At 40.0% G+C, this 24,945-nt stretch carries 22 protein-coding genes; 10 read left to right on the top strand and 12 right to left on the bottom strand.

The features are described 5' to 3' along the window. Positions 1-17 precede the first annotated feature (17 nt). The 3 genes from rbtA to cxpE form a co-directional block, all read right to left on the bottom strand. Positions 18-1,829: a rhombotarget A gene (gene rbtA, locus G0029_RS04800; protein WP_180107987.1), complete on the bottom strand. Its 1,812-nt coding sequence runs from the start codon at positions 1,827-1,829 to the stop codon at positions 18-20. Between the two features lie 118 nt (positions 1,830-1,947). After that, complete coding sequence (gene hda, locus G0029_RS04795) at positions 1,948-2,652, bottom strand: DnaA regulatory inactivator Hda (protein WP_078190380.1); 705 nt, start codon at positions 2,650-2,652, stop codon at positions 1,948-1,950. An 18-nt stretch (positions 2,653-2,670) separates the two neighbouring features. After that, positions 2,671-3,888, bottom strand: coding sequence for a chloramphenicol efflux transporter CxpE (cxpE, locus tag G0029_RS04790; protein WP_180110019.1), 1,218 nt, complete (start codon positions 3,886-3,888; stop codon positions 2,671-2,673). Positions 3,889-4,022: 134 nt separating this feature from the next. Between cxpE and purM the strand changes: the two genes are divergently transcribed. The 3 genes from purM (at position 4,023) to G0029_RS04775 (ending at position 6,501) form a co-directional block, all read left to right on the top strand. Then, the gene (gene purM / locus G0029_RS04785) at positions 4,023-5,093 is read left to right on the top strand and encodes a phosphoribosylformylglycinamidine cyclo-ligase (protein ID WP_078190382.1); all 1,071 of its coding nucleotides are present in this window, start codon (positions 4,023-4,025) and stop codon (positions 5,091-5,093) included. A 9-nt stretch (positions 5,094-5,102) separates the two neighbouring features. Then, complete coding sequence (purN, locus tag G0029_RS04780) at positions 5,103-5,732, top strand: phosphoribosylglycinamide formyltransferase (RefSeq protein ID WP_111883942.1); 630 nt, start codon at positions 5,103-5,105, stop codon at positions 5,730-5,732. 331 nt (positions 5,733-6,063) lie between these two features. Continuing rightward, positions 6,064-6,501, top strand: a complete 438-nt coding sequence (locus G0029_RS04775; protein ID WP_180107986.1) for an META domain-containing protein — start codon at positions 6,064-6,066, stop codon at positions 6,499-6,501. A gap of 78 nt (positions 6,502-6,579) precedes the next feature. Here the strand turns inward: G0029_RS04775 and G0029_RS04770 are convergent, their stop codons facing one another. Beyond that, positions 6,580-7,389, bottom strand: a complete 810-nt coding sequence (locus G0029_RS04770) for an alpha/beta fold hydrolase (protein WP_180063184.1) — start codon at positions 7,387-7,389, stop codon at positions 6,580-6,582. Continuing rightward, a complete protein-coding gene (gene sppA / locus G0029_RS04765; RefSeq protein WP_078192397.1) occupies positions 7,386-8,411 on the bottom strand; it encodes a signal peptide peptidase SppA in 1,026 nt (341 codons plus the stop codon). Before sppA ends, G0029_RS04770 begins: the two co-directional genes overlap by 4 nt. 127 nt (positions 8,412-8,538) lie before the next feature. Here sppA and G0029_RS04760 point away from each other — a divergent pair, with 127 nt between their 5' ends. Further along, positions 8,539-9,510 (top strand): lysophospholipid acyltransferase family protein, encoded by a 972-nt coding sequence (locus tag G0029_RS04760; protein WP_168378069.1) that lies wholly within the window; start codon positions 8,539-8,541, stop codon positions 9,508-9,510. Between the two features lie 31 nt (positions 9,511-9,541). On the opposite strand, the gene G0029_RS04755 is transcribed toward G0029_RS04760, so the two are convergent. The 3 genes from G0029_RS04755 to G0029_RS04745 all read right to left on the bottom strand — a co-directional run bounded on the left by G0029_RS04755 (position 9,542) and on the right by G0029_RS04745 (position 14,021). Next, entirely contained in the window at positions 9,542-12,001 is a 2,460-nt protein-coding gene (locus G0029_RS04755) for a DNA internalization-related competence protein ComEC/Rec2 (RefSeq protein WP_180110018.1), read from the bottom strand. Between the two features lie 108 nt (positions 12,002-12,109). Beyond that, on the bottom strand, positions 12,110-12,793 hold the full coding sequence (lolD, locus tag G0029_RS04750) for a lipoprotein-releasing ABC transporter ATP-binding protein LolD (protein WP_180034388.1): 684 nt from the start codon (positions 12,791-12,793) through the stop codon (positions 12,110-12,112). Further along, the gene (locus G0029_RS04745; protein WP_078190389.1) at positions 12,786-14,021 is read right to left on the bottom strand and encodes a lipoprotein-releasing ABC transporter permease subunit; all 1,236 of its coding nucleotides are present in this window, start codon (positions 14,019-14,021) and stop codon (positions 12,786-12,788) included. Before G0029_RS04745 ends, lolD begins: the two co-directional genes overlap by 8 nt. 28 nt (positions 14,022-14,049) lie before the next feature. On the opposite strand from G0029_RS04745, the gene G0029_RS04740 reads away from it, so the two are divergent. Continuing rightward, positions 14,050-14,619 carry a PilZ domain-containing protein gene (locus G0029_RS04740; RefSeq protein WP_078192054.1) on the top strand — a complete coding sequence of 190 codons (570 nt, stop codon included), beginning with the start codon at positions 14,050-14,052 and terminating at the stop codon, positions 14,617-14,619. A gap of 7 nt (positions 14,620-14,626) precedes the next feature. On the opposite strand, the gene G0029_RS04735 is transcribed toward G0029_RS04740, so the two are convergent. Both G0029_RS04735 and G0029_RS04730 read right to left on the bottom strand, forming a co-directional pair. After that, positions 14,627-15,532 (bottom strand): DMT family transporter, encoded by a 906-nt coding sequence (locus G0029_RS04735; RefSeq protein ID WP_168378072.1) that lies wholly within the window; start codon positions 15,530-15,532, stop codon positions 14,627-14,629. A gap of 5 nt (positions 15,533-15,537) precedes the next feature. Next, complete coding sequence (locus G0029_RS04730) at positions 15,538-16,026, bottom strand: YaiI/YqxD family protein (protein WP_372491130.1); 489 nt, start codon at positions 16,024-16,026, stop codon at positions 15,538-15,540. A 266-nt stretch (positions 16,027-16,292) separates the two neighbouring features. Between G0029_RS04730 and G0029_RS04725 the strand changes: the two genes are divergently transcribed. Next, complete coding sequence (locus G0029_RS04725) at positions 16,293-17,225, top strand: hypothetical protein (RefSeq protein WP_180107787.1); 933 nt, start codon at positions 16,293-16,295, stop codon at positions 17,223-17,225. A 605-nt stretch (positions 17,226-17,830) separates the two neighbouring features. Here the strand turns inward: G0029_RS04725 and serC are convergent. Beyond that, on the bottom strand, positions 17,831-18,910 hold the full coding sequence (gene serC, locus G0029_RS04720) for a 3-phosphoserine/phosphohydroxythreonine transaminase (RefSeq protein WP_111884024.1): 1,080 nt from the start codon (positions 18,908-18,910) through the stop codon (positions 17,831-17,833). A gap of 348 nt (positions 18,911-19,258) precedes the next feature. Between serC and G0029_RS04715 the strand changes: the two genes are divergently transcribed. Genes G0029_RS04715 through G0029_RS04700 form a run of 4 tightly spaced genes read left to right on the top strand, consistent with a single transcriptional unit; the run spans position 19,259 to position 24,176 of the window. Continuing rightward, positions 19,259-20,746: a TolC family protein gene (locus G0029_RS04715; protein ID WP_180107786.1), complete on the top strand. Its 1,488-nt coding sequence runs from the start codon at positions 19,259-19,261 to the stop codon at positions 20,744-20,746. A gap of 21 nt (positions 20,747-20,767) precedes the next feature. Further along, on the top strand, positions 20,768-21,931 hold the full coding sequence (locus tag G0029_RS04710; RefSeq protein WP_180107785.1) for an HlyD family secretion protein: 1,164 nt from the start codon (positions 20,768-20,770) through the stop codon (positions 21,929-21,931). Then, positions 21,931-23,061 carry an ABC transporter permease gene (locus G0029_RS04705; protein WP_180107784.1) on the top strand — a complete coding sequence of 377 codons (1,131 nt, stop codon included), beginning with the start codon at positions 21,931-21,933 and terminating at the stop codon, positions 23,059-23,061. Before G0029_RS04710 ends, G0029_RS04705 begins: the two co-directional genes overlap by 1 nt. After that, positions 23,058-24,176 (top strand): ABC transporter permease, encoded by a 1,119-nt coding sequence (locus tag G0029_RS04700; RefSeq protein WP_180107783.1) that lies wholly within the window; start codon positions 23,058-23,060, stop codon positions 24,174-24,176. Before G0029_RS04705 ends, G0029_RS04700 begins: the two co-directional genes overlap by 4 nt. A gap of 119 nt (positions 24,177-24,295) precedes the next feature. Here the strand turns inward: G0029_RS04700 and G0029_RS04695 are convergent, their stop codons facing one another. Beyond that, positions 24,296-24,844: a hypothetical protein gene (locus G0029_RS04695; RefSeq protein ID WP_180107782.1), complete on the bottom strand. Its 549-nt coding sequence runs from the start codon at positions 24,842-24,844 to the stop codon at positions 24,296-24,298. Positions 24,845-24,945 lie beyond the last annotated feature (101 nt).

Here is a 24,945-nt window from a genome sequence, read left to right as displayed (position 1 = left end):
CCTTAATTCTATCCAGACTATTTTTTAAAGCGACGAAATCCAACTAAGCCAAGTAGTGCAAAAATACCTGCCCAGCCTAGAGCACCACCTGATGTTTTAACTGTTTTACTTTCCATTTCATTGTTTGGTTCTTGGAAAATACGCACTTCTGCAGCTAAATAATTTTTTGCCGAAGTATTAAAACGGGTTGAAGACGTCACCACACGCAATTCAAAAATATCTGCGCCATGCCAATTTCCATTTGGCGTGTATTCAAAATCACCATTCAAATTCAGTGTAAATTTACCTTTTGATTCGGTGCTTTGTACAACTATTGGACAACCATCTTGCCATGGCTCACCTGTTGGATTTGCCATACCCATCACTTTTGTACATTCTTCTTTTGGAATTAAATCACTGTCACCTAAAGCATCTAAGATATTAAACTTCGCCACTTCACCTGTACGTATGTCTTTACCTAAGCGAGGCATGCTCACAGGAACCACAATTTCGATAGCCCCACGATCACACCAAACATCATCCAAATTACGATTTTTTCCACGCTGATCAGAAGACTCACAATACACATGATGCTCATTGCCATCTGCTGTGGTCTTCCCCTTATTTAATATCGGGCTTGAGAAAATCGTTTCGTAATCTAATAAAATACGAGGACGTAAATAACCAATAAATGCGTTGTTTGCTGTGGTAAATGGACAGAAAAGTGCATTACGATCTTCTGTTAAGGTTTTACAGCTACCTTCATCTTCACCCGCGATTAAACTTGTCCCAGACCACACATCATTTAAATTTGCAACAGGCCCAACAGGACAACTCGCAGCCACTAAGTTGTTATAAAAAACAGATTTGTCTGTTCCTGAGTTCACAACTTTACAATCTTGAGCGGTGCCACTGAGCGCATTACCAATCACCACACTATTGGCTAAATAAGCATGCTCAGAGGTACTATTTAGTTCAATACCACCACTGTTCTTCAGTACTGTAATATTATTGAGTGCTAAACCATCACGTAAGTTGACAGCAAAACCTTTGTTTTTGAAAAAGGTACTATTGGCAATGATATTTTGAGGGTTACTGAACACTAACTTGCTGATGTCCGCGAGCCCATTTTGATTGTAAACAATCGCTCGACCAGAAGTGCTTTCATTATTTTTGAACAAAGATGTATAGATTTCATAAGCAGGTGCTTCTGAGTAAATTGCACCACCATCTACCGCTTTGTTGTTTTGAAAAATCGTGGTTCGTATATATAGACGGCTTGCTACAGCTGCGCCATCTTCTGAAAATCCAACATTGTAGATTGCACCACCAAGTCGTGCATAGCCATCTTCAAACTTTACATTTTCAAGTATGAGTTTTTCATTATTAAAAATGATGCCGCCTTTATCAGCACATTGATCTTGCTTACATCCTTTAAATGAAATTTCTTTAAAATTGATCGCAAGTAGTTCTTTTTCGCCATCATTAATATTAAAAATTTGATCCTTACCCGTCATTTCAATGACGGCATTATTAAGACCGAGTACGACATCTTCATTGACGTTACTGTCATAAGCCGTTTTCAGATTCAGTTCTGCTTTAATATCAATTTTTTTAGTGAGTTTATAAACTTCATTTTTTTTCAGAGAAATTGAGGCATAGGCGTCTTTACCCCCGCAACCATTATATCCGGCTTCTGGCATACCATTATTGATATATTCTATGGCTTCACGAAGTGAACATTCCTTGTCATCCTTCACAACATCTTCAGTAGTTGTAACGGTAATTTCTGCGCTAAATGCATGACCTGCCATGAGAAGCATGCCAATGCCTATGCTCTGTTTGAGCATATCCATCTCCTTAAATATTTTTTATCTTTTTATTCTTAAGTTGCACAATCCTTGCAACATTAAAATATTTTTATGTACTTTGTCACAGCTTGAGTAATTACTCAAGAATTTTTATTGCTTACCGATATTCATCAATTAGGGCAAAAATTTGTCTTAAATTGGCATGACTCAATTTGACTTTTTCACCTTTTAACATCTGAATCAGTTGTTCTAAAGATCTAAGTAAAATGGATGCCTGATGCGGCCCATGTGCCAACAAATAATCTACAATTTGTTGATCCATATGGATGCCACGTCGCGCCAAAACAGAGTTTACGAGTGCTTGTCGGTCTGCGTATAAACTACCATTGGGTACTTTTACACTGACAGCCTGAGTTAATCTAGACTGTAAATCTGGCAGTTCAAGTTTGAGTTCAATGGGCGCCAGCCGAGATGAAAAGACCAATTGACCACCTTCTTCGTTATTATAATTAATCAGGTGAAAAACAGCTTTTTGCCAATGTGGAACTCCGCTAATCGCTTCAATATCGTCTAAAGCCACCAAGTCATAGCGATCGAGCGAAGTAATCGCTTCAGTGGGAGCATCTAGCAATTCAAGCAATGAAACTTGAATTGCTGATTTGCCAATTTCTAAATAGGAATCACATATTGCAGACAGTAAATGGCTTTTTCCTGTGCCAGCTCCACCATAGATATAGAAACGATTCATTAAACCAGCATGTAACTGACGAACACCATCGATTACATGCCCCCAACTCGGCCCAGAAAAATCACTAATTCGGGCATCGAGTTGTGGTTCTATATCTAGCTGCAATTGACGCATATCTATATTTTGGCCTTATCAATCTTTATGTTCTGATCTTTCAATGTTACTCGAAATTTCAGGATCTTGCAGCGAATTTGCAGACTGATTTTTGAGCTCAATATCGACAGCAACTTGATTGGTTTCTACGTTTAAAGTGCCACTTGCAGCATCATTTACGACAAGTACATCATTTCGGTATAAATTACTTTTCTCGTAATTTTCGCGTGCATGACGTAATAAGACCACAATAATCGCTGCAACGGGTAGTGCAATGAGCATTCCGAGAAGTCCTGCCAATTGCGCGCCTGCAAGGACTGCAAATACCACTGCCACAGGAGACAAACCAATTTTGTCGCCTAATAAGAAAGGCTGTAAAATATAACCTTCTATTGCCTGCCCTACCATGAATACCATCAGTACTAAGGCCAAATGCACCCAATCCAAACCGAATTGGAACAGGCAAGCCACAATTGCCGAAATAATACCAACCGCAAAACCCAAATACGGAATAATACTGGCTAGACCCGCAATCATCCCAATGATGATGCCAACCTCAATACCGACTAATTGGAGTCCAACCGCATAAACAACGCCCAATAAGAACATTACCAAGAATTGGCCTTTTACAAATGCACCTAAAACTTCATGACATTCGCCCACGATTGTGAGCGTGCTTTTTTCATATTTACGTGGAATAAGTCGACGCATGTTTTCTAACATACGCTCCCAATCTAATAAGAAATAGAAAGCTATGATTGGAATTAAGACAATCGTGCCACCAATCTGTATGAAATTCAGACCCGATTGTGCCACTTTTAACAACATGGCTTGGATACTGTCTGCACTATAGTTGGTTTGAATATACTCCATGATCGCTGCTGACATTTGCTCTGTATCAATTTCCATCGGTACAAGATTAAATGTCTCTGATAACCACGGCAGGAATGTATAGTTGACCCAATGAATATTGTTTGGAATATTGTTTTTTGCATACATCAACTGTTCCCATACCAGTGGTACGAGGAACCACATTGCAAGGAATATAGCGACACCAATTCCAATAAAGACCAAACTGATAGATAACCAGCGCGGCAAGCCAATATTATGTAATTTATCGACTAAAGGGCTAAATAAATATGCAATTAGAAATGCGCCGATAAAAGGAACAACTACAGGCTTTAATAAGTATAAAACCCATATGATCAATGCTATCCCAGCAAGAATAAATATTCGGCGCAAGGTGCGATCACCCATATAAAGTCACCTTTTTTCAATGTAATCGTTATAGAAAGGAAAATATTTTAATAAAGATAACATTTTAGTGCGAAATAGCATAAGAGTTTTGCATATTCAGGTTATAATCCCCGCGCGAATGCGGAGACTTCATTATGAGCAACTCAACTTCTACCCCAAACACTGGTTTAAGCTACAAAGATGCAGGTGTCGACATTGAAGCGGGCGACGCGTTAGTCGATCGTATCAAATCTGTCGCGAAACGTACTGCACGTCCTGAAGTAATGGGCGGCCTAGGCGGCTTCGGCGCTCTTTGTAAAATTCCTAAAGGTTATGAAGAACCTGTTCTCGTATCTGGCACAGATGGTGTTGGTACAAAATTGCGTTTAGCATTGAATTTGAACCGTCATGACACAATTGGTCAAGACTTGGTTGCAATGTGCGTAAACGATCTTCTTGTATGTGGTGCTGAACCACTGTTCTTCCTTGACTACTATGCAACTGGCCACCTCAACGTTGACGTTGCAGCAAATGTTGTGACTGGTATCGGTGCGGGTTGTGAACTTGCAGGCTGTGCATTGGTTGGCGGTGAAACTGCTGAAATGCCAGGTATGTATGAAGGCGAAGACTATGACCTTGCAGGTTTCTGCGTAGGTGTAGTTGAGCAAAGTAAAATTATTGATGGCTCTAAAGTTAAAGCGGGTGACGTTTTAGTTGGTGTTGCATCTTCTGGCGCACACTCAAACGGTTACTCACTTCTTCGTAAAATTTTAGATGTGAAAAACGTTGACCTTACTCAAATCGTTGATGGTCGTCCACTTGCAGATACAGCAATGGAACCAACACGTATTTATGTAAAACCAATTCTTCAGTTATTGAAAGAAGTGGATGTACACGCTATGGCGCACATCACAGGCGGCGGTTTACCGGGTAACTTACCTCGCGTACTGCCAAATGGTGCTCAAGCGGTAGTCAATGAAGCATCTTGGGAATGGCCAGAATTATTCAAACTACTTCAAAAAGAAGGTGGTGTTGAACAATTTGAAATGTACCGCACATTTAACTGTGGCGTAGGTATGGTTCTCGTGGTTGATGCAGCCGATGCTGACAAAACTGTTGAATTACTCAATAGCCTTGGCGAAAAAGCATTCACAATGGGTCACATTGCAGATAATGCTGAATCTGTTGAAGGCGCTGACGAAAAAATCCGTGTAGTTTTCGCATAAGCAACGTTCATGATTAAAATTGCTGTACTTGTTTCAGGCAGCGGATCTAACCTGCAAGCCCTGATCGATGCCAATCTATCAGGTCAAATCGTTGGGGTGATTTCCAATAGACCTGACGCTTTTGCACTGCAACGTGCAAGAAAAGCAAAGATTGCAACTGCAGTCATTGAACATAAGCAATATCCAAGTCGTGAAGCTTTTGATGATGTGATGCATCAACAACTGCTCGACTGGGATGTTGATTTGGTCATTTTGGCAGGCTTTATGCGCATTTTAAGCGCAAAATTTGTCAAAGCATGGGAAGGAAAAATGATTAACATCCACCCTTCTCTGCTACCAAATTATAAAGGAATGCATACTCATCAACGTGTTTTAAACACCGGTGATGTCTTCCATGGCTGTACAGTTCACTATGTGACTGCAGAGCTGGATGCTGGTCAAGCGCTTGCTCAAGGCGTACTTAAAGTCAATGTGCATGATCATGCTGAAAGTCTGGCAGATCGGGTTCACGTGCTTGAGCATGTGATTTACCCTCAAGTGGCAGAATGGATTTGTAATGGCACCATTCAACACACTGAAAACGGTGTTTTATATCGTGGCGAGCCTTTGCAACAACCTGTTCAATTCTGTAAGTTCTAAGCAACTGTATAACTTAACAATCAACGCATCTTAGGGTGCGTTTTGTTTTTTAAGGGCCAAATAAAACTCTATTTATTTCTAAAATCTAAAATCTAAAATCTAAAATCTAAAATCTAAAATCTAAAATCTAAAATCTAAAATCTAAAATCTAAAATCTAAAATCTAAAATCTAAAATCCATTTTTGCAGAATGTTCAACTTTATGATCAATATGTAGTTTTTAGTTAAATTAAAACTTTTAGCATCATTAAAATAATAAGCTTATATTGCAATTAGAAAACCTTATAAATCTAGAAATATTACATCCTTCAAACAAAAGTGGAGAAAATCACATGTTAAAATCCATCACACTGGCGACTTGTGCATGTATAACACTGGGTATGATTGGTTGTGCTACGACATCAAATCCAGCTACTGATCGTAATTTAGATAAATTACAAAACAAAAATTGGGTTGCGAGTGAAATTCAAGGCGTTAAGCTCGAAGCTGACCCTAACAATTCGAACGTACCCACCATCACTTTCGACGATACTCGTGTAAGTGGTTCTGATGGTTGTAATCGATTCATGGGCGGTTACGCTGTGCAAAACACAAAAATCCAATTTTCAAACCTTGCTACAACACAAAGAGCGTGTTTGACTGCGACAAATATTCCTCAACATTTTTCGCAGGCATTGAGCCAAGTTACTCATTATGATGCCTCTAAAGATCATTTGAAATTTTTAGATGCCAATAACAAAGTTATTTTACAATTTGAAAATGCGAAATAAATCTCAAAAGTAGAATGTTTCATTCATAAAAAAAGCACTCTATAGAGTGCTTTTTTTATGTGTTGTGGTTTTTAAGGTTTAATGATGACGCTTAGGCAATTTAAGTAAATCTTTGATCAATTCAACAGTTTCCACAGGATGTTCCAATGGGAACATATGACTCCCCGCAGCAACTTTAAATGGAATCCCAAATTTTTTCTCTACCATTTGTGGAAAGTGCCGAGCTAAAAATGGTCCCTGCTCTGCAATTAACTGCTGTACAGGTACTTGCGGTTGAGCATGAGGTAACCACCACAGTGAAGGATTAGTTCGAAAAATATGAACCTCATCATCACGTGAAATCGTCAATTCCACCCCACCACGCAGTTTATCGTCCATCAAGGCATGATCAATATAAGCTTGATAACAGTCTGGATCGAAATCTTTGTAAAAACCTTTCGGCCTTAAAAGCTCTGCTGCTTGTTCACGGCTGTCCCAATGATCACGACGACGCTTCGATAATCCTGCTGGGGACATTTTATCGAGGACTTTAAGTTTGAGGAGTTTTGCGATGTGCAAAGCAAAAGACTCTTTCCCCATGATCATAGGCGGATCAATCATTAACACTTGTTCAAACAATTCTGGGCGTTGTAAAGCAGCCTGAAATGTTAAAACCGAACCTAATGAGTGACCTAATCCAATCACCTTACGACCATTGGCCTGACGTACAATACTGTCAATGACTTGCTGTGTTAAGCTCTTCCAATGGTTATCGATTGGGTAACGCTTATCTGGCCCAAGTAACGGCACATAGATCACATCATATTCATCACTCAGTAAATCAAACAATTTTTGATAAACCCGTGATGGCACGCCATTGGCGTGCGCAAAATGAATTAACGGTTTCATTGTAATTTCGTGCTGTTTTCAGATTGAACCTGTTGTGACAATGCGCTTGCCAAACCTTGACCAAATGAACTTCCCATACGACCTAGTACAGAATCAAACGGACTATTTTCAATGGTGTAGTTCACGGCTTTTTCAGTTTTCAATTCACGTTTCAGGCTATTTAAACTACCTGTACGGTCAGCAATACCTAGCTTCACAGCCTGATCACCCGTCCAAAATAAACCTGAGAAAATAGCTGGATCATTTGATTTTAATTTCTTACCGCGACCTTCCTTCACTGCATTAATGAAATGCGCATGAACATTATCAAGTACACCTTGAACATGTGCTTTTTGTGCTGCATCTACAGGTTGAGTCATGGATAAAATGGCTTTGTTCTCACCCGAAGTCATGGTGCGATCTTCTACACCGAATTTTTGCATCAAACCACTAACACCATAATTCGGCATGATCACGCCAATTGAACCCACTAAACTTGAAGGATTGACAATAATTTCATCTGCCGCAGACGCAATATAGTACGCACCTGAAGCGCCTGTATCACCAATAATGGCATACAGTTTTTTATCGGTATGGGCTTTTTTCAAGTACTGAATTTCTTGCCAAATTTCATCAGACTGAACAGGTGAACCACCTGGTGAATTAATATTTAAAACAATCGCTTTGCTTTGTTTGTTTTCATAGGCTTTTTTCAAAGCTTTGATGGTATTTGCGCTGTTTACACTTTGCTTGTCCGCTGCAATGGTCCCAATGATATCAACCACGGCAATATGTGAACCCGCTGTTGCTGCAGGATCAGATGACGACATGCTGCAACTTTTTGCCATCGCAATGATAATAAATAACAAATAAGCAAAGGTTAAAAATTTAAAAAATATGCCCCATCTACGTGCTCTACGTTGTTCTTCAACGGAAGAAAGCACGGCTTTTTCTAATATTTTCCATTCATTTCCAGTTGGCTGCTGAATATTGTTTGAAGAACTTTGCTGTTTTTCTTCAGGTTTTGGTGGCCATTCGGACATAAAAAAACCCATTTGATCGTTAATTTGTAGTCATTATATACACGCTAATCGCTATAACTGTCTAATCAATTCATTTTCCCCTATAATTATTTTAAATTTTCTTTCATTTCTTTCAGACTTAAATAAGATGACCGACCAAAATTCACAGGACACCACATATCACCTGTTAAAATTTATCAGCCGTCAACCTATTCAAATTTCAAGATTAATTGCAAAAGGTTTGGCTGGGTTAGTCAATGTTTTAAAAATCTCTAAAACCTACTCTACGATTCAACGCAATCTCAAAATTGCATTGCCTGAATTATCAGAGTCAGCTCGCATTCAACTCACTAAACAAGCGATTCGAAACGAACTTTGTTCTTATTTTGAATTTTTTAACATTTGGGGTGCAAGTACAGAAAAAAATATTCAACGGATTCATCACGTACATGGCGCTGAATATTTACATGAAGCGCTCGCCCTACAAAAAGGCGTTGTACTCGTAGTACCACATTTTGGTACTTGGGAAATCATGAATGCATGGGTTGCGCAGTACACTCAAATGACCATCATGTACAAGCCGGTAAAAAGCGAATCTGCCAACAATTTTGTCCGTGCTGCTCGAAGCCGTGAGCAAGCAATATTGGTTCCTACGGATGAATCAGGTGTACGTCAGATTTTCAAAGCCTTAAAACAAGGTGGGACGACTGTGATCTTGCCAGACCATACCCCCAATGCCGGCGGCGAAATGATTCCATACTTTGGTATTCCACTAAAAACCAGCAACTTAAGTGCAAAATTAATTCAAAAAACCAAAGCACGTGCGCTCTTACTGTATGCCATTCGTAACGATAATCATGGTTTTGATATGCATATCGAACCTATGGATGAGAATATCTATCAAGGCAATGCAGATGATGGCTCTATAGTTATCTTTAAAGCAGTGGAAGATTTAATTCATCGTTATCCAGAGCATTATCACTGGAGCTATAAACGCTTTAAAGCCAACCCAAAATTGAGAAATCTATACAATATTAGTGATGAAGAAGCCGCTCAACGCATTCGTGATATTCGTGAGGAATATCAAAGACAGCAAACAATAAAAAATGTGGCAGAATGACATTTTCAAGCAATACACTTGAAGCAGTTTTCTATTCAGATTCTTTAGATAGCCTGCGATATAGATCGAGCCATTTATACTTTGTCCGCTCTTCAATTAGTTCAATTTGCTGTTTATTTTGCTTGAAATGGATACTTCCACTTTGTGCAGTTTGCAAGAGTGGAATGTCTAATTGTTTGAGGCGTGTTTGGGTCATGTTTGCAGGATGTCCATAACGATTAAAGCGCCCTGCAGAAGCAATCGCCAACTTGGGCTTAAAATGGTTTAAAAACGCATAGGATGAACTGTGCCGACTACCATGGTGTCCGAGCACCAAGACATCGACTTTTAGGTCTGGATAATCACTTAATATTTGATATTCAGTCTCCCAACCCGCATCCCCCATCAATAGAAAATGTCGTGGGCCATTGACGTCTTTGACCGTGACATATAGAACACAAGAACGTTCATTGGCATTCCATTGGGCATCTCTCAGATCTTCAGGCTTTGGCGAGAGTATTTCAAAATAGACTTGCTGATCCCAATTCCACTGCTGACCACGCTGACATAAGCGCTGTGGAGCTTGGTTCGTGGTTTGTACCCGCTCATTACTTGAAAGCTGCCCAATATCAAGCAGTTCCTCCAATGAGAAATAACCACCACTATGGTCTTGATCTAAATGAGTCAATAATACCCGATCTAGTCGATGGACACCTTGCACACTCAAAAATGGTCGGATGATATTCTGCCCGACACTAAATTGACTTTCATCATAGTTTCCACCGAAGTCCACCATCATATGATGATCTACAGATCGGATATAAATCGCCTGCCCTTGCCCCACATCTAAAATTGAAAGCTGAAAATTTGCTGAATTTCTCCATGGGATAAACAGAGCAAAAAAGGCAATGACCGCCCAATATTTTGGCAAGATACCTTCAGGTAAAAATAAGATTACTACAACGAGTATCAACAGTATGATTTGAGTTGACGTCAATGCGACATCTTGCATTTTTGGTGCAAAGAGTCGATCTAAGCCATAGAGAAATACATGCAATATTTCCAAACAAAGATCATTGAATAAAAAAACCAAATGCGCCAAAGGTGTAGAAATATAAGAAAGTGCCCCTCCGATGATATCTAAAGGAACCACCACAGCCCCTAACCACGGGATGGCAAATAAATTACTTAGTGGGCTAATCCAAGTCACTTGCTTGAAAAAAATCACCATCAATGGAAATAAAGCGACAAAGATTTTCCATTGTGATTCCACCATCAACCACATTGAATGCTTTAACTTTTGCCAAAAACTGGCGTCCGTTTGAGCCAGTAAATGCTTCCTTAAGGTTTGATAAATCCGCAGTAAAATAAAGCATGCGCCATAAGACAACCAAAATGCCGCGGATAAAATACTAAAGGGATCCACAAGCAATAATATAGCAGCACTAAAAACCAGCAATTGAAAAGGCTGAATGGTTTGCCGTAACAGAAGCATGCTACTTGCGACTAGGCAGATCGTCAGCGTTCTTAGCGCCGGTATTTCAAAGCCAGTAAAAGCACAATATAGAAGGACACAGAAGATAAAGGGCACGACCAATACATATTGTTTGGGCCACTTGAGATAAATTTTGGGACAATATTTACGGATACCTAACTGCATCGCCCAACAGAGCATGCTGGCAAAAACCAGTACATGCGGACCAGATATCGCCAATAAATGACTCATCCCAAAGCGTTGAAATAATTCACTGGTGCCTTCAGTGAGTAAACTTTTATCGCCTGTAAGCAGTGCTAACAACAAGCCATGATTCCGCAGCGGTTGTTGATATATAAACGCTCTTAAATATAAACGTTGTTGTTCGACTTTTATTTTGAACTGGTGTAGCACACCTTGATGTCGTTGATACTGCTGCCCATAGCCCATCGCAATCACATGTTGAGGTGGTATTAATTCCACCGACTTCACCTTTAAACTGGCATGTATATTTTGCTGTACGCTCCACCGCTCTTGGTCAAATGCACCTTCTGTCACATAGCTTTGGGTAGGTCGTAACTCACCATACATACGATAGTATTGTCCAGGGACCAACTGAATCGTCTGTTCATTATTTTGCAAAATTGAATTGGGTAAATACGCCATAAAATGTTGAATCTGCTGATTCACATTGAGCACTTCAATTTTTTGCTGAATTGCTTGGTCTTTGAGTTGGCTGATCTGTGGAATATACGCAATAAACTCGCCTTGTCTGCTCTGATGTTCAACCAATGCCAAACGCTGATCGAGTTGAGTATTGGCGAAACTAAAGCCGAGAATTGCACCTATGCAAAGATTTGCACTGAGCTGTAAGATTTTCGAAAAGATACTTTTTAGTTTTGGTGAAATGTAGAGCTGTAGCACTAGCCAAATCAGGACAATAAAAAGCAACTGAGCTGTCGAGAGTTGTGGATTCCAAAACATGAACCCCATAAAAGAAATACCTAAAATCCAGCCAATACAAAAACTTTGTAACATGAGTCGTCATTATTTTTATTATGTGCTGGCAATAATAAAGCCCACCGCGGTGAGCTTCAATCAAACAATCTTAATCCACTAATTTTTTTTACAAAATCAATTTAGCGCTTAGTCATCTACCCATAAACCATCTTGCATATGCAAAATCGCATCAGCAGATTGAGCTAAATATTCATCATGGGTCACAATTAGCATTGCCATGTTAAATTCTTTACGCAACTCAGATAGCAACTCAAAAATCTTCACCGCGGTTTTGCGGTCTAAGTTCCCTGTTGGCTCATCAGCCATCATCAACTTAGGTCTTGCTACCAATGCACGAGCCAAAGCCACACGTTGACGTTCACCGCCTGAAAGCTCACCAGGTTTGTGCGTCATGCGGTGGGAAAGTCCAACGCGTTCCAAAAGATATTCAGCTTGCTGCTTCACTTCTTTGAAGTTACTCGACTTACGTAACATCAATGGCATTGCCACATTTTCAAAGGCGGTAAATTCAGGCAACAAGTGATGGAATTGATACACAAAACCTAAATGCTCATTACGGATATAACCACGCTCTGCTTCACCTAAAGTGTCAAAGCGTTGACCATTAATCATCACTTGACCCGATGTTGGACGATCTAAGCCACCCAATACATGCAACAACGTACTTTTACCAGAACCACTTGACCCCACAATCGAAACAAACTCACCTGCTTTGACTTGTAATGAAAGTCCACGAATCACATCGACTGTAGACTTCCCATCGGTAAAAGATTTGGTAATGTTTTGGGCATCTAAAACTAAATTACTCATAGCGTAGAGCCTCTGCAGGTTGAACTTTAGCTGCACGTAAAGCCGGATAAATAGTCGCGATAAAGCTCAGGCCCAATGATAAGGACACAATCACCACAACATCTTGCCATCTTAAATAAGACGGTAAATAGTTGATGAAGTAAGCATCAAACATATTTAAGCCCAATGTTGTATTCAACCAACCGACTAAATTACTAATACTCGATGCAGCGATAATCCCTAAAATCGCCCCTGACACCGTACCAATCACCCCAATCACTGTACCTTGCACCATGAAGATCCGTGTGATTGTAGCCGGTGAAGCGCCTAGTGTACGCAAAATGGCAATATCGGATTTTTTATCAGTGACCACCATCACCAATGAAGACACGATATTAAATGCTGCAACCAATACAATCAGGAACAGCAATAAACTTACCATTGCCTTTTCCATTTGAATCGCACTGAACAGATTACCGTGCGTATAAGTCCAATCTGAAGCATAAAAGTTTGCAGGTAAATCACGCACAATTTCTTGAGATACTTGTGGCGCTGCAAAAATATCATCCAACTTCATACGGATGCCTTGTGCACCATCTGGCAGTCTTAATAAAGTCGACGCATCGTTCAGGGCCACATAGCCCATCATCGAATCAACTTCCGCACCAATACTGAAAATACCCACAATTTTAAATCGTTTAAAACGCGGAACAACGCCAGCCGGAGAAGGTGTTGCTTCAGGAAGCACTAAGGTCACACTGTCATTCAAGCCTAAACCTAAGGCATCTGTCATTTGCTTGCCAAGGACAATACCAAACTCACCTTTTTTCAGGTTATCGATACTGCCTTCCACCATATGGTCTTGGATAATTGATACCTTTTTTTCATACTGCGGTTCAATCCCACTGACCATAATGCCAGACACTTGACCTTGTGCCGTCAACATTCCCTGTAATTGGGTGAATGGTGCGACACCTTGAACATGCTCATGCTGCTCAATTTTTTTTGCAAGTTCAGGCCAATTTGTTAAAATTTGTGTTGAAGAAACAGTGGCTTGAGGTATCATTCCTAAGACACGAGTTTTCAGCTCACGATCGAAACCATTCATCACAGATAAAACTGTAATAAGGACTGCCACACCAAGCGTGAGGCCGATCATGGATACCAGAGCAATAAAAGAAATAAAGTGGTTACTGCGCCGAGCGCGAGTGTATCTCAACCCTATATACAGCGAGATTGGTTTAAACATAACCATCTAGTCCGAGGTAATATATATTATGGAAAACTTACAGCATCAAAGCGTTCAAACTGAACGCCGTGTAATGTCGCGTATCGATGCTGCTTTGCGCATAAACTATCAGATTATCTCTGATGATGTTGCACTGAATGATCCTTACGATCCTAATTTTGTATTGCCGCGCTATTTTCTACTACTTGCTGAATTAGATCAATTTGATCATGCACTCAACTACGAATTAGAACAATTAGCTGAGAAAGATCAACAAATTGCTCGAATCTTATCCTTATTTAACCAAAAGTTAAACCTTATTACGGGTTCTTTATACGACGCAATTGTACAAAGCATGTTACCAGTGCCTGAGCATGTGAATTTTTCCGAGACCGGTCTGAGCTTTTTTAGCGAACGCGCGATTAAAGAAGGTACTTATATCCATGTGACCTTAAGCCACCCTGAAAATTTCTTCCATATTGCGGCAACTGCGCAAGTGGTTTATAGCCGTGAAGAAGAAAGCAACTTATACCGTACGGGTGCCTATTTTATCACACTGCTCCCTCAAGACCGCGTCAAACTTGCAGAGTGTATCGCACTGACCCAAAACAAAGAGTGATTTTTAATCAATGTTTTAATTTGTGGGCGAGCTCTCTGTTCGCCCGAAAATCTTTATAAAAATAAACAAACAAGCCTGATAATAGAATCACAGCACCAAGTAAAACCATCAATGATAATTTTTCATCATTCAGTAAAGCACCAAAGAGCATAGCAAGCATGGGTGTGAGTACCGTTGTTAAAGACAAAGTTGTCGCCTTGATGTTTTGTACCAGTTTGAAATAACAAAACATTGCAATCAATGAAGCCATAATCACTGCATAAAATAAGCCAATGAGTGCTTTGGTCGAAGGCATCTGTGTCGGTGCATACTGCCAAATAAACGGTAGCATTGCAGCAGAAAATAGTGCTGAGATAAGAATCGAACCCGTGGCTTGAGACATGGGCTGCAATGGCGCATTGACTTTTTTCACCCAAAAAATCGACATACAGTAGACGAATACGCTCATTAACATTAAGACGATGCCAACAGGCTGTACGTGCTGATCACTGCCGCCTAAGCAAATAATGGCTAAACCACAGACGGCAATCAACATCCCAATCCATTGCAAGCGATGCAGATAGGTATGAAAGAAGAAACGACCGATCAGACCCGTCATAATTGGTGCCAAACCAAACATCAGGGCAATAATGCCTGAGCTGAGATAGGCCGTTGCCATATAGGTAAAAATCTGAGAACCAATAAAACTAAATGCCCCCGCCAAATAACTGTGCAGGGAGGTTTTATCCATCGGAAGTTTATGTTTAAAAATAAACAATAATGCGACAGCCAAGGGTAATGCGATAAAAAAGCGTAATGTCAGTGCCCAAAACGCATTGATATCACTGACACTCCAAACGATAGCAAGTGGCGTGGTCGACCAAATGAACACCAACAACGCATAGGTCGTCGCTAGATTTGTTTTAGATGGCATGGTTTTTACTTCTGCGCCGTTTTACGTTTTTGCTTTTGAATAGTTTGATCTAAGCTGCTGGAAAATTCACGCTTATCTCGTTCAGAAATCGGTGCTGGACCACCGGTTTGCACACCTGCGCCCCGTAAAGTATCCATAAAGTCGCGTAAGTGTAGACGTGCTTTGACATTTGCTGTGGTATAAATCTCACCCCGAGGATGTATCGCTATACCGCCCCGCTCAATCACTTCAGCAGCAAGTGGAATATCCTGTGTCATCACGATGTCGTGCTCTTTCATGCGCTGAATAATTTCTTTATCCGCTGCATCTGCCCCACTCATGACTTGAATCGAGTTAATTCGGACCGAAGGCGTTATCCCAACATTTTGATTGGCGACAAAAGTGACTTCTAACTGGTAACGATCAGAAGCACGAATAATTACATCACGTAAAATGCGTGGTAACGCATCTGCATCCACCCATAATTTAAATGGTAGCACTGATTTTCCATTCACTTTTAAACATAACTCATAGTAACAAATCTACATGACAATTTGGGGATCTGCATCCGCTGAATGGATCTACATTTCTCTAATCATGAGAATCGAAAAGCTGCAAAATGAGCCAAAGTTGAGCCTATTTTCCAATGCTTTAACATTTAAATCCTACTGAAAACATTTTTTATGCATGATTTCATGATAAATATGACGTCGGTGACTTGAAAATTTCAAATAACCCTCGATTTATTAATTATGAAACCAACCCAATATCAATTGTGCATATGAAAAAACAAAATAGCCCTGAAATTATCACTATTGAAGATCAAACTTTTGGTAGTCATGTTGAACATTGGAATTTGCTTACAGGCAACCCGACAACGGATGTACCAGTTTGGCTGGGTCAGGCATTGGATGCACCCATTATGCCGATGGGCTTATGTGCACAAGAATCTGATATGGATCAAAGTACCTGGCTCATTCAAGGGCCTGCCAAAGCCAGTATTCAATTGTGTCAGGTCATTGCTGTTGAAAATAATAAACCTAAAGCGGTAAAAACGGCTTTTCCAAGCTTTGATAGTCCATATAAAACCAAAGCAACTATTGAGCGAATTATTACCTGCAAATCTAATACACAAGCGGTGCTCTGCCTTGATCTGGGTGCGAATACCAGTGTGTATGCCTTTGACTGTCTGTACAGTGTCAACCACAATCAATATGAAAAAGATTCATCGTATAGCGTGCAACTTAATGCATGGGCATATGAGCTAGAACCTGTTGCCGAACATGAACAATTGGTCGTCGATGATCCCGCGTCGATTAAACATCATCGTGCTTTAAACGATATCTTGGCAGCAAATAATGGTGTTGCCCCTGCAGACTTACACGAACAGATTAAAGCGTGGCAACCGAAGTCTGAAGATGACAAAGCACCAGTCACAGTCGATTTTTCTAAAATGGTTGCATACCTATATGGTGAAAATCTTGGACAAGAAGATGAAGCATGGTTCCAAGGGCATATAGTTGGCAAAACTGCCATGCAATTTAAAGAGCAAGACTATACGCTGTATGATGTGACCTTAATCCACGAAGAAAACCAAGAAGCGGTGATTGTTCGTGTTGCAACACGAAATCCGGCGCATAAAGATTTCAATGTTGGGCAATATATTCGTGGCAACCTGTGGATACAAGCCAATATTTACGCGAAATCTGCCTAATTTAAATTCAAAAACCCTATTTCAAATAAAAAAAGCCGCCTCAGTGCGGTTTTTTTATTTCTCGCTAATCATGTGTATTCGCTGAATATTTAAATGATTGAATATTTCTTATCCATAAACCAGTCAATATATTCTATTTTTAAATTCAAATTTAAATAACTTATCCACAATATTAAATTCAAAATAATGCTGCTAAATAAATCCATCTGCAAAGGATAAAATATAAAAATCTAATATAAATAAATAAGATAGGAAATTTATGAAACTAAATTTATCAATTCAGTTGCTTATTTTTAAATAAACTAAATAGTTTAGTAAGTTTATGACAGATAGTACTTTATTTAATCAAATAATTATGTTAAAAATGCGTTTAAGAAATAGTAATTAACGATAAATAGATCGGAAAGAATATCTATGAAAGTCGTGCAAGAAGAAAACTTATCACAAGTTGACCATCACATGGAATCTCGATATCAAATCGAGCCAATGTCCTGCTTATTTTTTATGTTAGGTATGCTGATTTGTGCATACGTTTTACATACTTTTATTTTTTAATCTATTCAATAAAAAAACCGGCATTTGCCGGTTTTTTTATGCCTTTACAATTATGCGTTGCGTTTTGCAAAGTCATCCATAAAGTTAACCAGTGCTTGAACACCTTCTAGCGGAACAGCATTATAAATACTTGCACGCATACCACCCACTGAACGGTGACCGGCTAAATTAAGCAAGTGGTTTTCTTCAGCTTCTTTCAAGAATTGTTTTTCCAAATCTGGATTCGCCAAAGTGAATGGTACGTTCATTATTGAACGGAATTCTTTTGCAATTGGATTTGCATAAAAATCGCTTGAATCGATATAACCATAAAGCAATTCAGCTTTTGCCATATTCGCTTTATAAATTGCGTCTACACCGCCCTGCTCAAGTAACCATTCAAAAACGAGGCCAGATAAGTACCATGCATAAGTTGATGGTGTATTCACCATTGAACCATTTTTCGCTTGAGCTGAATATTTCAAGATACTTGGAATATCTGCTTTCGCTTGATCCAATAAATCATCACGAATAATCACCAAAGTTAAACCAGCAGGGCCAATATTTTTCTGAGCGCCTGCATAGATTAAACCGAACTTAGATACGTCTAATGGTGCAGATAAAATGCTTGATGAAAAATCGGCAACCAATGGTTTGTCTGTTTCAGGAATATTGGCAAACTGAAGACCGCCAATAGTTTCATTATCTGCATAATGCACATAAGCCGCATCATCAGATAAGTTCCAAGTGCTTTGATCAGTAATCGCAAGTTTACCGTCAATGGTGGTACCCGCTTCAACGACATTAATGTCGCCATAACGCTGTGCTTCTTTCAACGCTTTTTCAGACCAAATACCCGTGTGGATATAGTCTGCTTTGCTGTTTTTACCCAATAGGTTTAATGGGATCGCAGAGAATTGAAGTGATGCGCCACCTTGAAGGAATAACACTTTATAGTTGTCTGGAATATTCATCAGCTTACGAAGATCAGCTTCTGCTTTCTCTGCCACAGCAACATAGTCTTTACTACGGTGGCTCATTTCCATGATCGAAAGGCCTTTGCCTTGCCAGTCAAGCATTTCAGCTTGAGCTTTTTCTAAAACGGCAGTGGGTAATGCAGCAGGACCAGCACAGAAGTTGTACGCGCGCATGAGTTTTCCTTTCAAAGTGAAACACAATAAAATGATGGCATTTAACCATATCTGACGCGTGCTTGCAGTAGTTAAAGCTGAAAATATTCCAATGCTGTCTGACATTTGAAGTCAAAATTTCAATAAAGATCAAAATTAATTCTTCTTAATTCAAATTATTAGATTTACTGATATTTTTTATCCCTTGAATTGATGCTAATTTAAGGTCTTGATGTGAGAAAAATGATGTGCGCTACAAAGATAAAATTTATTTACATATGTATATGAAACAATACAACAACTTAGTGAATTTACCCAACTTCATCACAATGACTATAATGAACCCATCCTAGCTGTGAGTGTGTTTTTATGCCTTTACCTCGAACAGATTATTCTATAAAAATTAAACATACATTTCGTTCAGGTTTACTGCTTGGCCTTGGTTGTTTCAGTGGCTTTTTTAGCCCCACGGTACTTGCGCAAAGTATCAGTTATAGCCAAGCAGAACAAAGTCTACTCACTAGTTCGTATAGTACTCAGGCCAACCAAGCACTACAACAATCTGCCGAACTTCAAGCTCAGGCCATTAAAGGGCTTGGTTTACCTCGTGTGGATTTAAACGTCCGTGCCTATGCCTTTCATAATGAACTCGATATTCCTCTCGGTGCCTTAAAAAACAACTTAGAACAAACGCTGAGTAATGGCATTAATAATAAAATTGATGAAAGCTTACCGAGTGATTTGGCATACCCATTAAAAGACAGTCTGCAACAGCCAATCCGTGATGGTGTCGGATTAATTCCAGATTCTTCCCAAGTGGTCTTAGATGATCAAGTGATCCGCCCTACCGTTTCCGTAATGATGCCGCTGTATACCGGTGGGTTAACGTCTAGCGCCAAGGAAATTGCCAATATCCAAGCCAAACGCAGCGCGATAAGCAGTGAACAACAACAAGATGTGCAACGTTTTGAATTAATCCAAGCCTACTTCAATGCTCAATTACAAAAAAAATTAGTCGAAAGCAGCCGCTTCAATTTAAATGCGATGCAACAACACTATGCCAATGCACTCAAAATGGAACAACAGGGTTTTATTAGCAAAGGCCAGCGTATGCAATTTGAAGTGGCAAAGAATAATGCACTCAGAACTTTTCAAAATACTGAAGCGAATCTTCGCTCTAGCTTATTTAAGTTAAACAACTTAATGCAAAGCAGCCAAATTACTGATCTTTCAACGCCATTATTTATCAATCAGCAACACAATCAAAATATAACCGCCTTACTAAAAAGTTATCAGGATCAGTCTAGTTTGGTGCGTAAAATGCAATTGGACAGTCAATTGGCCGGTGCCAATGTGAAAGCCCAAAGCGCAGCAAAAAAACCCAACGTCTTTGCATTTGGCGAATATAGTCTCGACGATAAACAAAACTGGATCGTTGGTGTTGCCGCTCGCTACAACTTATTTTCAGGTATTGATAAAAACAAATCCGTACAAGCTGCTGAACTTCAACGCTATGCATCTGAGTTAATGACTGAGCGTACCAAACAAGAAATTGAAAGCCTGATTTATAGCTCATTTAATGAAGTCACCAGCGCTCAACAAAGTCACCTGTTGTTGCAGCAAAACCTAAAAGCTGCTCAAGAAAATTTAAGAATTCAACAGCTTTCATTTAAAGAAGATATGGGAACAGCCACACAAGTGATTGATGCACAAAATGCACTGAGCGGGCTACAAAGTGAAATGGCACTCAATGCTTATAAATACGTGATGTCACTTGCAACATTGCTACAAAGTCACGGGAGCATTGACCAGTTCCAAAGCTATATCAATCAATCACACACCGATTACATCCGTTAAACTTAGACTGGGGAAATGCACATGAATCAGGATTCAACTGATCACCAAGAAGATGCCTCTGCGAAAGGTGAAACATCCCAATCCAATGTCTCGAGTTCAGACGTTTCATCTACAGCAAATACTGCTGAGGATACTCAAGAAAAAGTGGCGACCAATACCGATGCAGAAACGAAAAATACCTCAGTGCAAAGTCGCAATAAATCTACTTTGATCAAGTTCGGGATTGGCATCGTCTTGGTTCTGCTTTTGGCATTGATTGCATTTGGCTTATGGAAAAGTTATCAGCCCAAACAGGTTGAATTACAAGGTCGAGTTGAGGCTGAAACCATCCACATTAGTACCAAAGTACCTAGCCGTATCGAAGAAATATATGTGCATGACGGTGAAAAAGTACAAGCGGGTCAAGCGCTGGTTCGTTTAACCAGTCCTGAAGTCGATGCAAAGAAACAACAGGCTTTAGCTGCACTCCAATCTGCCCAAGCATTGCAATCCACAGCTGAACGCGGCTCTCAACAAGAAAATATTGATAGTTTATATGCCAATTGGCAAAGTCTAAAAGCACAGCGACAATTGGCGCAAACCACCTACCAACGTGGTCAAAACCTTTATAAAGAAGGTGTCATTTCACGACAACGCCGTGATGAAATGCAAGCTGCCGCAGTGTCTGCTGCACAAATGACAGAAGCGTCTTATCAACAATATGCGCGTGCAAAACGTGGCAGTACACCACAACAACAAAGCTCGGCAGATGCCCAAGTCAAGATTGCGCAAGCCGCGTTGGCTGAAGCCAATGCACTTGAGGCTGAAACCAAGTTATTTGCACCGTCCAATGGCACTATTTCAAAAACCTATGGCAAAGTTTCAGAATTAGTTGCAATGGGTGTGCCCGTTGTAAGCCTGATTCAAGATGATAGCTTATGGATTAGCTTAAATGTACGTGAAGACCAGTATGCTCAAGTGTATCAACTCAAGACCATGCAAGGATTTATACCGGCGCTAAACAAATCTGCCGAGTTTAAAATTGATCACATAGAAGCCGAAGGTGAATTTGCAACGATTAAAACCACGCGGCAAACGGGCGGCTATGACATTCGTAGTTTTAAAATCCAACTGAAACCCGCTCAGCCGATTGCTGACTTAAAAGTGGGTATGAGCGTTTTGTTTAAAATTGAAGAGCGTAAATAATGTTTAGGGGCATTCTGCGTGAGTTTAGCTATTTGATGCAGCATAAATGGGACTTGTGTATGGTCACACTTGCCCCTGCCCTTGTGATTTTGCTTTTTACCAATATGTTTGCTCAAGGCAAACCAGATCATTTACCCATCGCGATCATAGACCAAGATCAAAGCAGTTTAAGTCGTAACATTACTCATTTTGCGCAGCTCAACCATACTTTAAAAGTAGCCACCATTACACCTAGTATGGACGATGCTGAAAAGCTTTTAAATCAGACTCAAATTTGGGGCTATATTCATATTCCTGCTGGTGCAGAGCAACGACTGGTTCAAGCAAAAGATGCAGAAATCAGCATTGCCTATAACCAAAGCTATTTTAGTGTCGGCAATAGTATTTCATCAGCCATGCTGCTAAGTACATTGCAAGCCATGGCCGATTTTAGTGGTCATCAGTATTTAGAAAATACTATCCCCTACCTCGATGCACCGACACCCAATGTCAAAATTTCACCCTTATATAATCCTGGTTTAAATTACGAGTTCTATTTAGAGCCCTACATGATTCCTGCGATTCTACATTTACTACTGTGTTGCTGTGTCGCATTTTCGGTTGGTCAAGAAATCAAATATGGCACTGTAAATCAATGGGTGAATCCAAGTTCTATCTTTCAAGCTTTAATCGCTAAAAATCTCAGTTATGTTTTCATTTTTACCGCTTGGACATGGGCGTGGATGTTGTGGCTAATCGCGTTTCGAGGTTGGTTTGTTCAGGGTTCATTATTGCTCATTTTGCTCGGGCAATTGTTTTTTTATACAGCCTATGCCTTTATCAGCTCTACTGTAGTTTTGGCGACACGTGATCTCACCAAGTCCTTTGGTTTTATAGCGGTATATGGTGGCTCATCACTAAGTTTTGCAGGGGTGACATTGCCGCTGAATAACGCGCCGATGTTTACAAAATTCTGGGCCAATATTATTCCCTATACGCCTTATGCCAAATTACAAACAGAACAATGGGTCATTGGTAGCCCAATCTCCATTTCAATCACACCGCTTGTCACCCTGATCATTTACTGTCTGTTCTATTTGGTTCTTGCCAGCTTCTTTTTACGGAAAGTACTGAAGGAGCAAATCATATGAATAAAATCGTGTCATTTCTATCAACTTTGCTCAGACACTATATTCAAAGCTTTAAAGATATTGTGAAGCACAGTTCGATTTTTACCACCTTAGTGCTTTCTGTTTTTCTTTACAGTTTTTTTTATCCCATTGCTTATCAAGCGGAACACGCAGAATCGCTCCCTATCATTGTGGTGGATGAGGAACAAAGCATACTCACCAATACGATTATTGGTGCTGTAGCCAATAGCCCCAATGTAGAAATTCGAGCTGTGACTGGTAATTTTGCGGAAGCTGAAAATATGCTCCGAAGTCAGCAAGCTGACGGGATTTTGCTGCTGCCGAGTAATCTTTCAAATAGCATTCGCCGTGGTGAAACCGGTGGAATTGGTTTATATCTCAGTGCTGCAAATTTTCTAAAGACTCAAAAAATTGGCTTAGGTTTGGCCAGTTCGATGGAAAATGCCCTCGTCGAATATGCAGAAAAATTCCAGAACATATCCGATTTTAGCCCAGCTTTGTCTATCCATAAGATTCCATTATTTAATCCACTTTCAGGCTATGGCAGTTATATTTTTCCGGCGGTTGCACCCTTAATTATTCATCAGACGATTTTATTGGGTCTGTGCATGTTGATTGCGACCTATCGACAAAACACCACTTGGCGTCCGAGCTATGCACAATTGGCTGGAATCTTCTTGTGTATTTTGACCATTGGAACTTTGGGATGCTTCTATTTATTTGGTTTTACCTTTTGGCTGAATGACTATCCACGGGGTGGAAATTTTTTGGGCATGTTCATTGCTGTACCCATCTTCCTCAGTTGTATTATTGCGATGACGCTCTATTTAGCCACCTTTCTTGACCTGCCAGAACGTGCGGGACATGTCATCGTTTTTAGTTCTATTCCACTATTTCTACTCTCGGGAACGGCATGGCCGCATGCAGCTATGCCTGAATGGATGCAAATACTTGCTCAGGTGTTGCCATCAACCCAAGGCATTCAGATGTTCCTTCAACTCAATCAGATGGGTGTACCTACAGCAATCGTCATTCCTAAACTGCTTTACCTCACAAGTATTGGACTGATTTTTTTATGTCTTGCTGTCTGGCGTTTAAAGTTTGCCAAAAGATAAAGCTTTTTGTGCTGTAAGACACGTCTGATCTCAGGAGAAATGCGTTCAAACCTATTCATCATGGACTCGAACGCTTTGCTTCTTAGCATGTCTCAAATTTTAATGCTTTCTGCCACCTATTAACTGTATGCTGTTGGCGTCACAGTCGATGCTTCATCCACTTGAGTATTAAAATCATCTGCATCTGAGGTGATCTCAGTAACCAAATCATCTGATTCTTTTTCTGCAGCGTTTTCAAGCCAGAATCCTTTCACTTTATCGTCCCCATCATGACCTGCAAAGACCACACTCATATATAGTTTTTTTTGCGGATAATCATATTTATACACAATCGTTGTGGTCTCCCCTTCTCCCAGCCGAGTATTTGCCATTCGCTGAATCACTTCCGCCTCAGCGCTAGGTTGACCTGCTGGAATCAGCTTTTTCATACGCGAGAACAGCTCCTGATCTGCCAGCATCGCATCACGAACATTTTCTTCAACCAATGCCAAAAAGCTGTCTTGATGGGGTTGGTGTAGTGCTGCGAATAATTTTTCTGACTTCGCACGCTGTGAACTTGTCTCACTTGGCAGGCTTGATTCGAATTTTGCAATCAAGAAATCGCCGATTTTTTCACAAGCCGTTATAGGTAAGATTAAAGCAATGATGACGACTAATTTTTTCAACACCGTACAAGCCCTCTGGTTATTATTAAAATATATAAAGTTAAAATTTAGTTCGGATAATCTGTGTGATTTATAGAATTTTCACTGATTTATCTGCCTCACAA

The sequence above is a fragment of the Acinetobacter sp. YH12138 genome, from assembly GCF_015218525.1.
GTDB classification, from domain to species: Bacteria; Pseudomonadota; Gammaproteobacteria; order Pseudomonadales; family Moraxellaceae; genus Acinetobacter; species Acinetobacter amyesii.
Note: the sequence above shows the minus strand (reverse complement) of the source record. Positions and strands in the feature narration are given on the sequence as shown.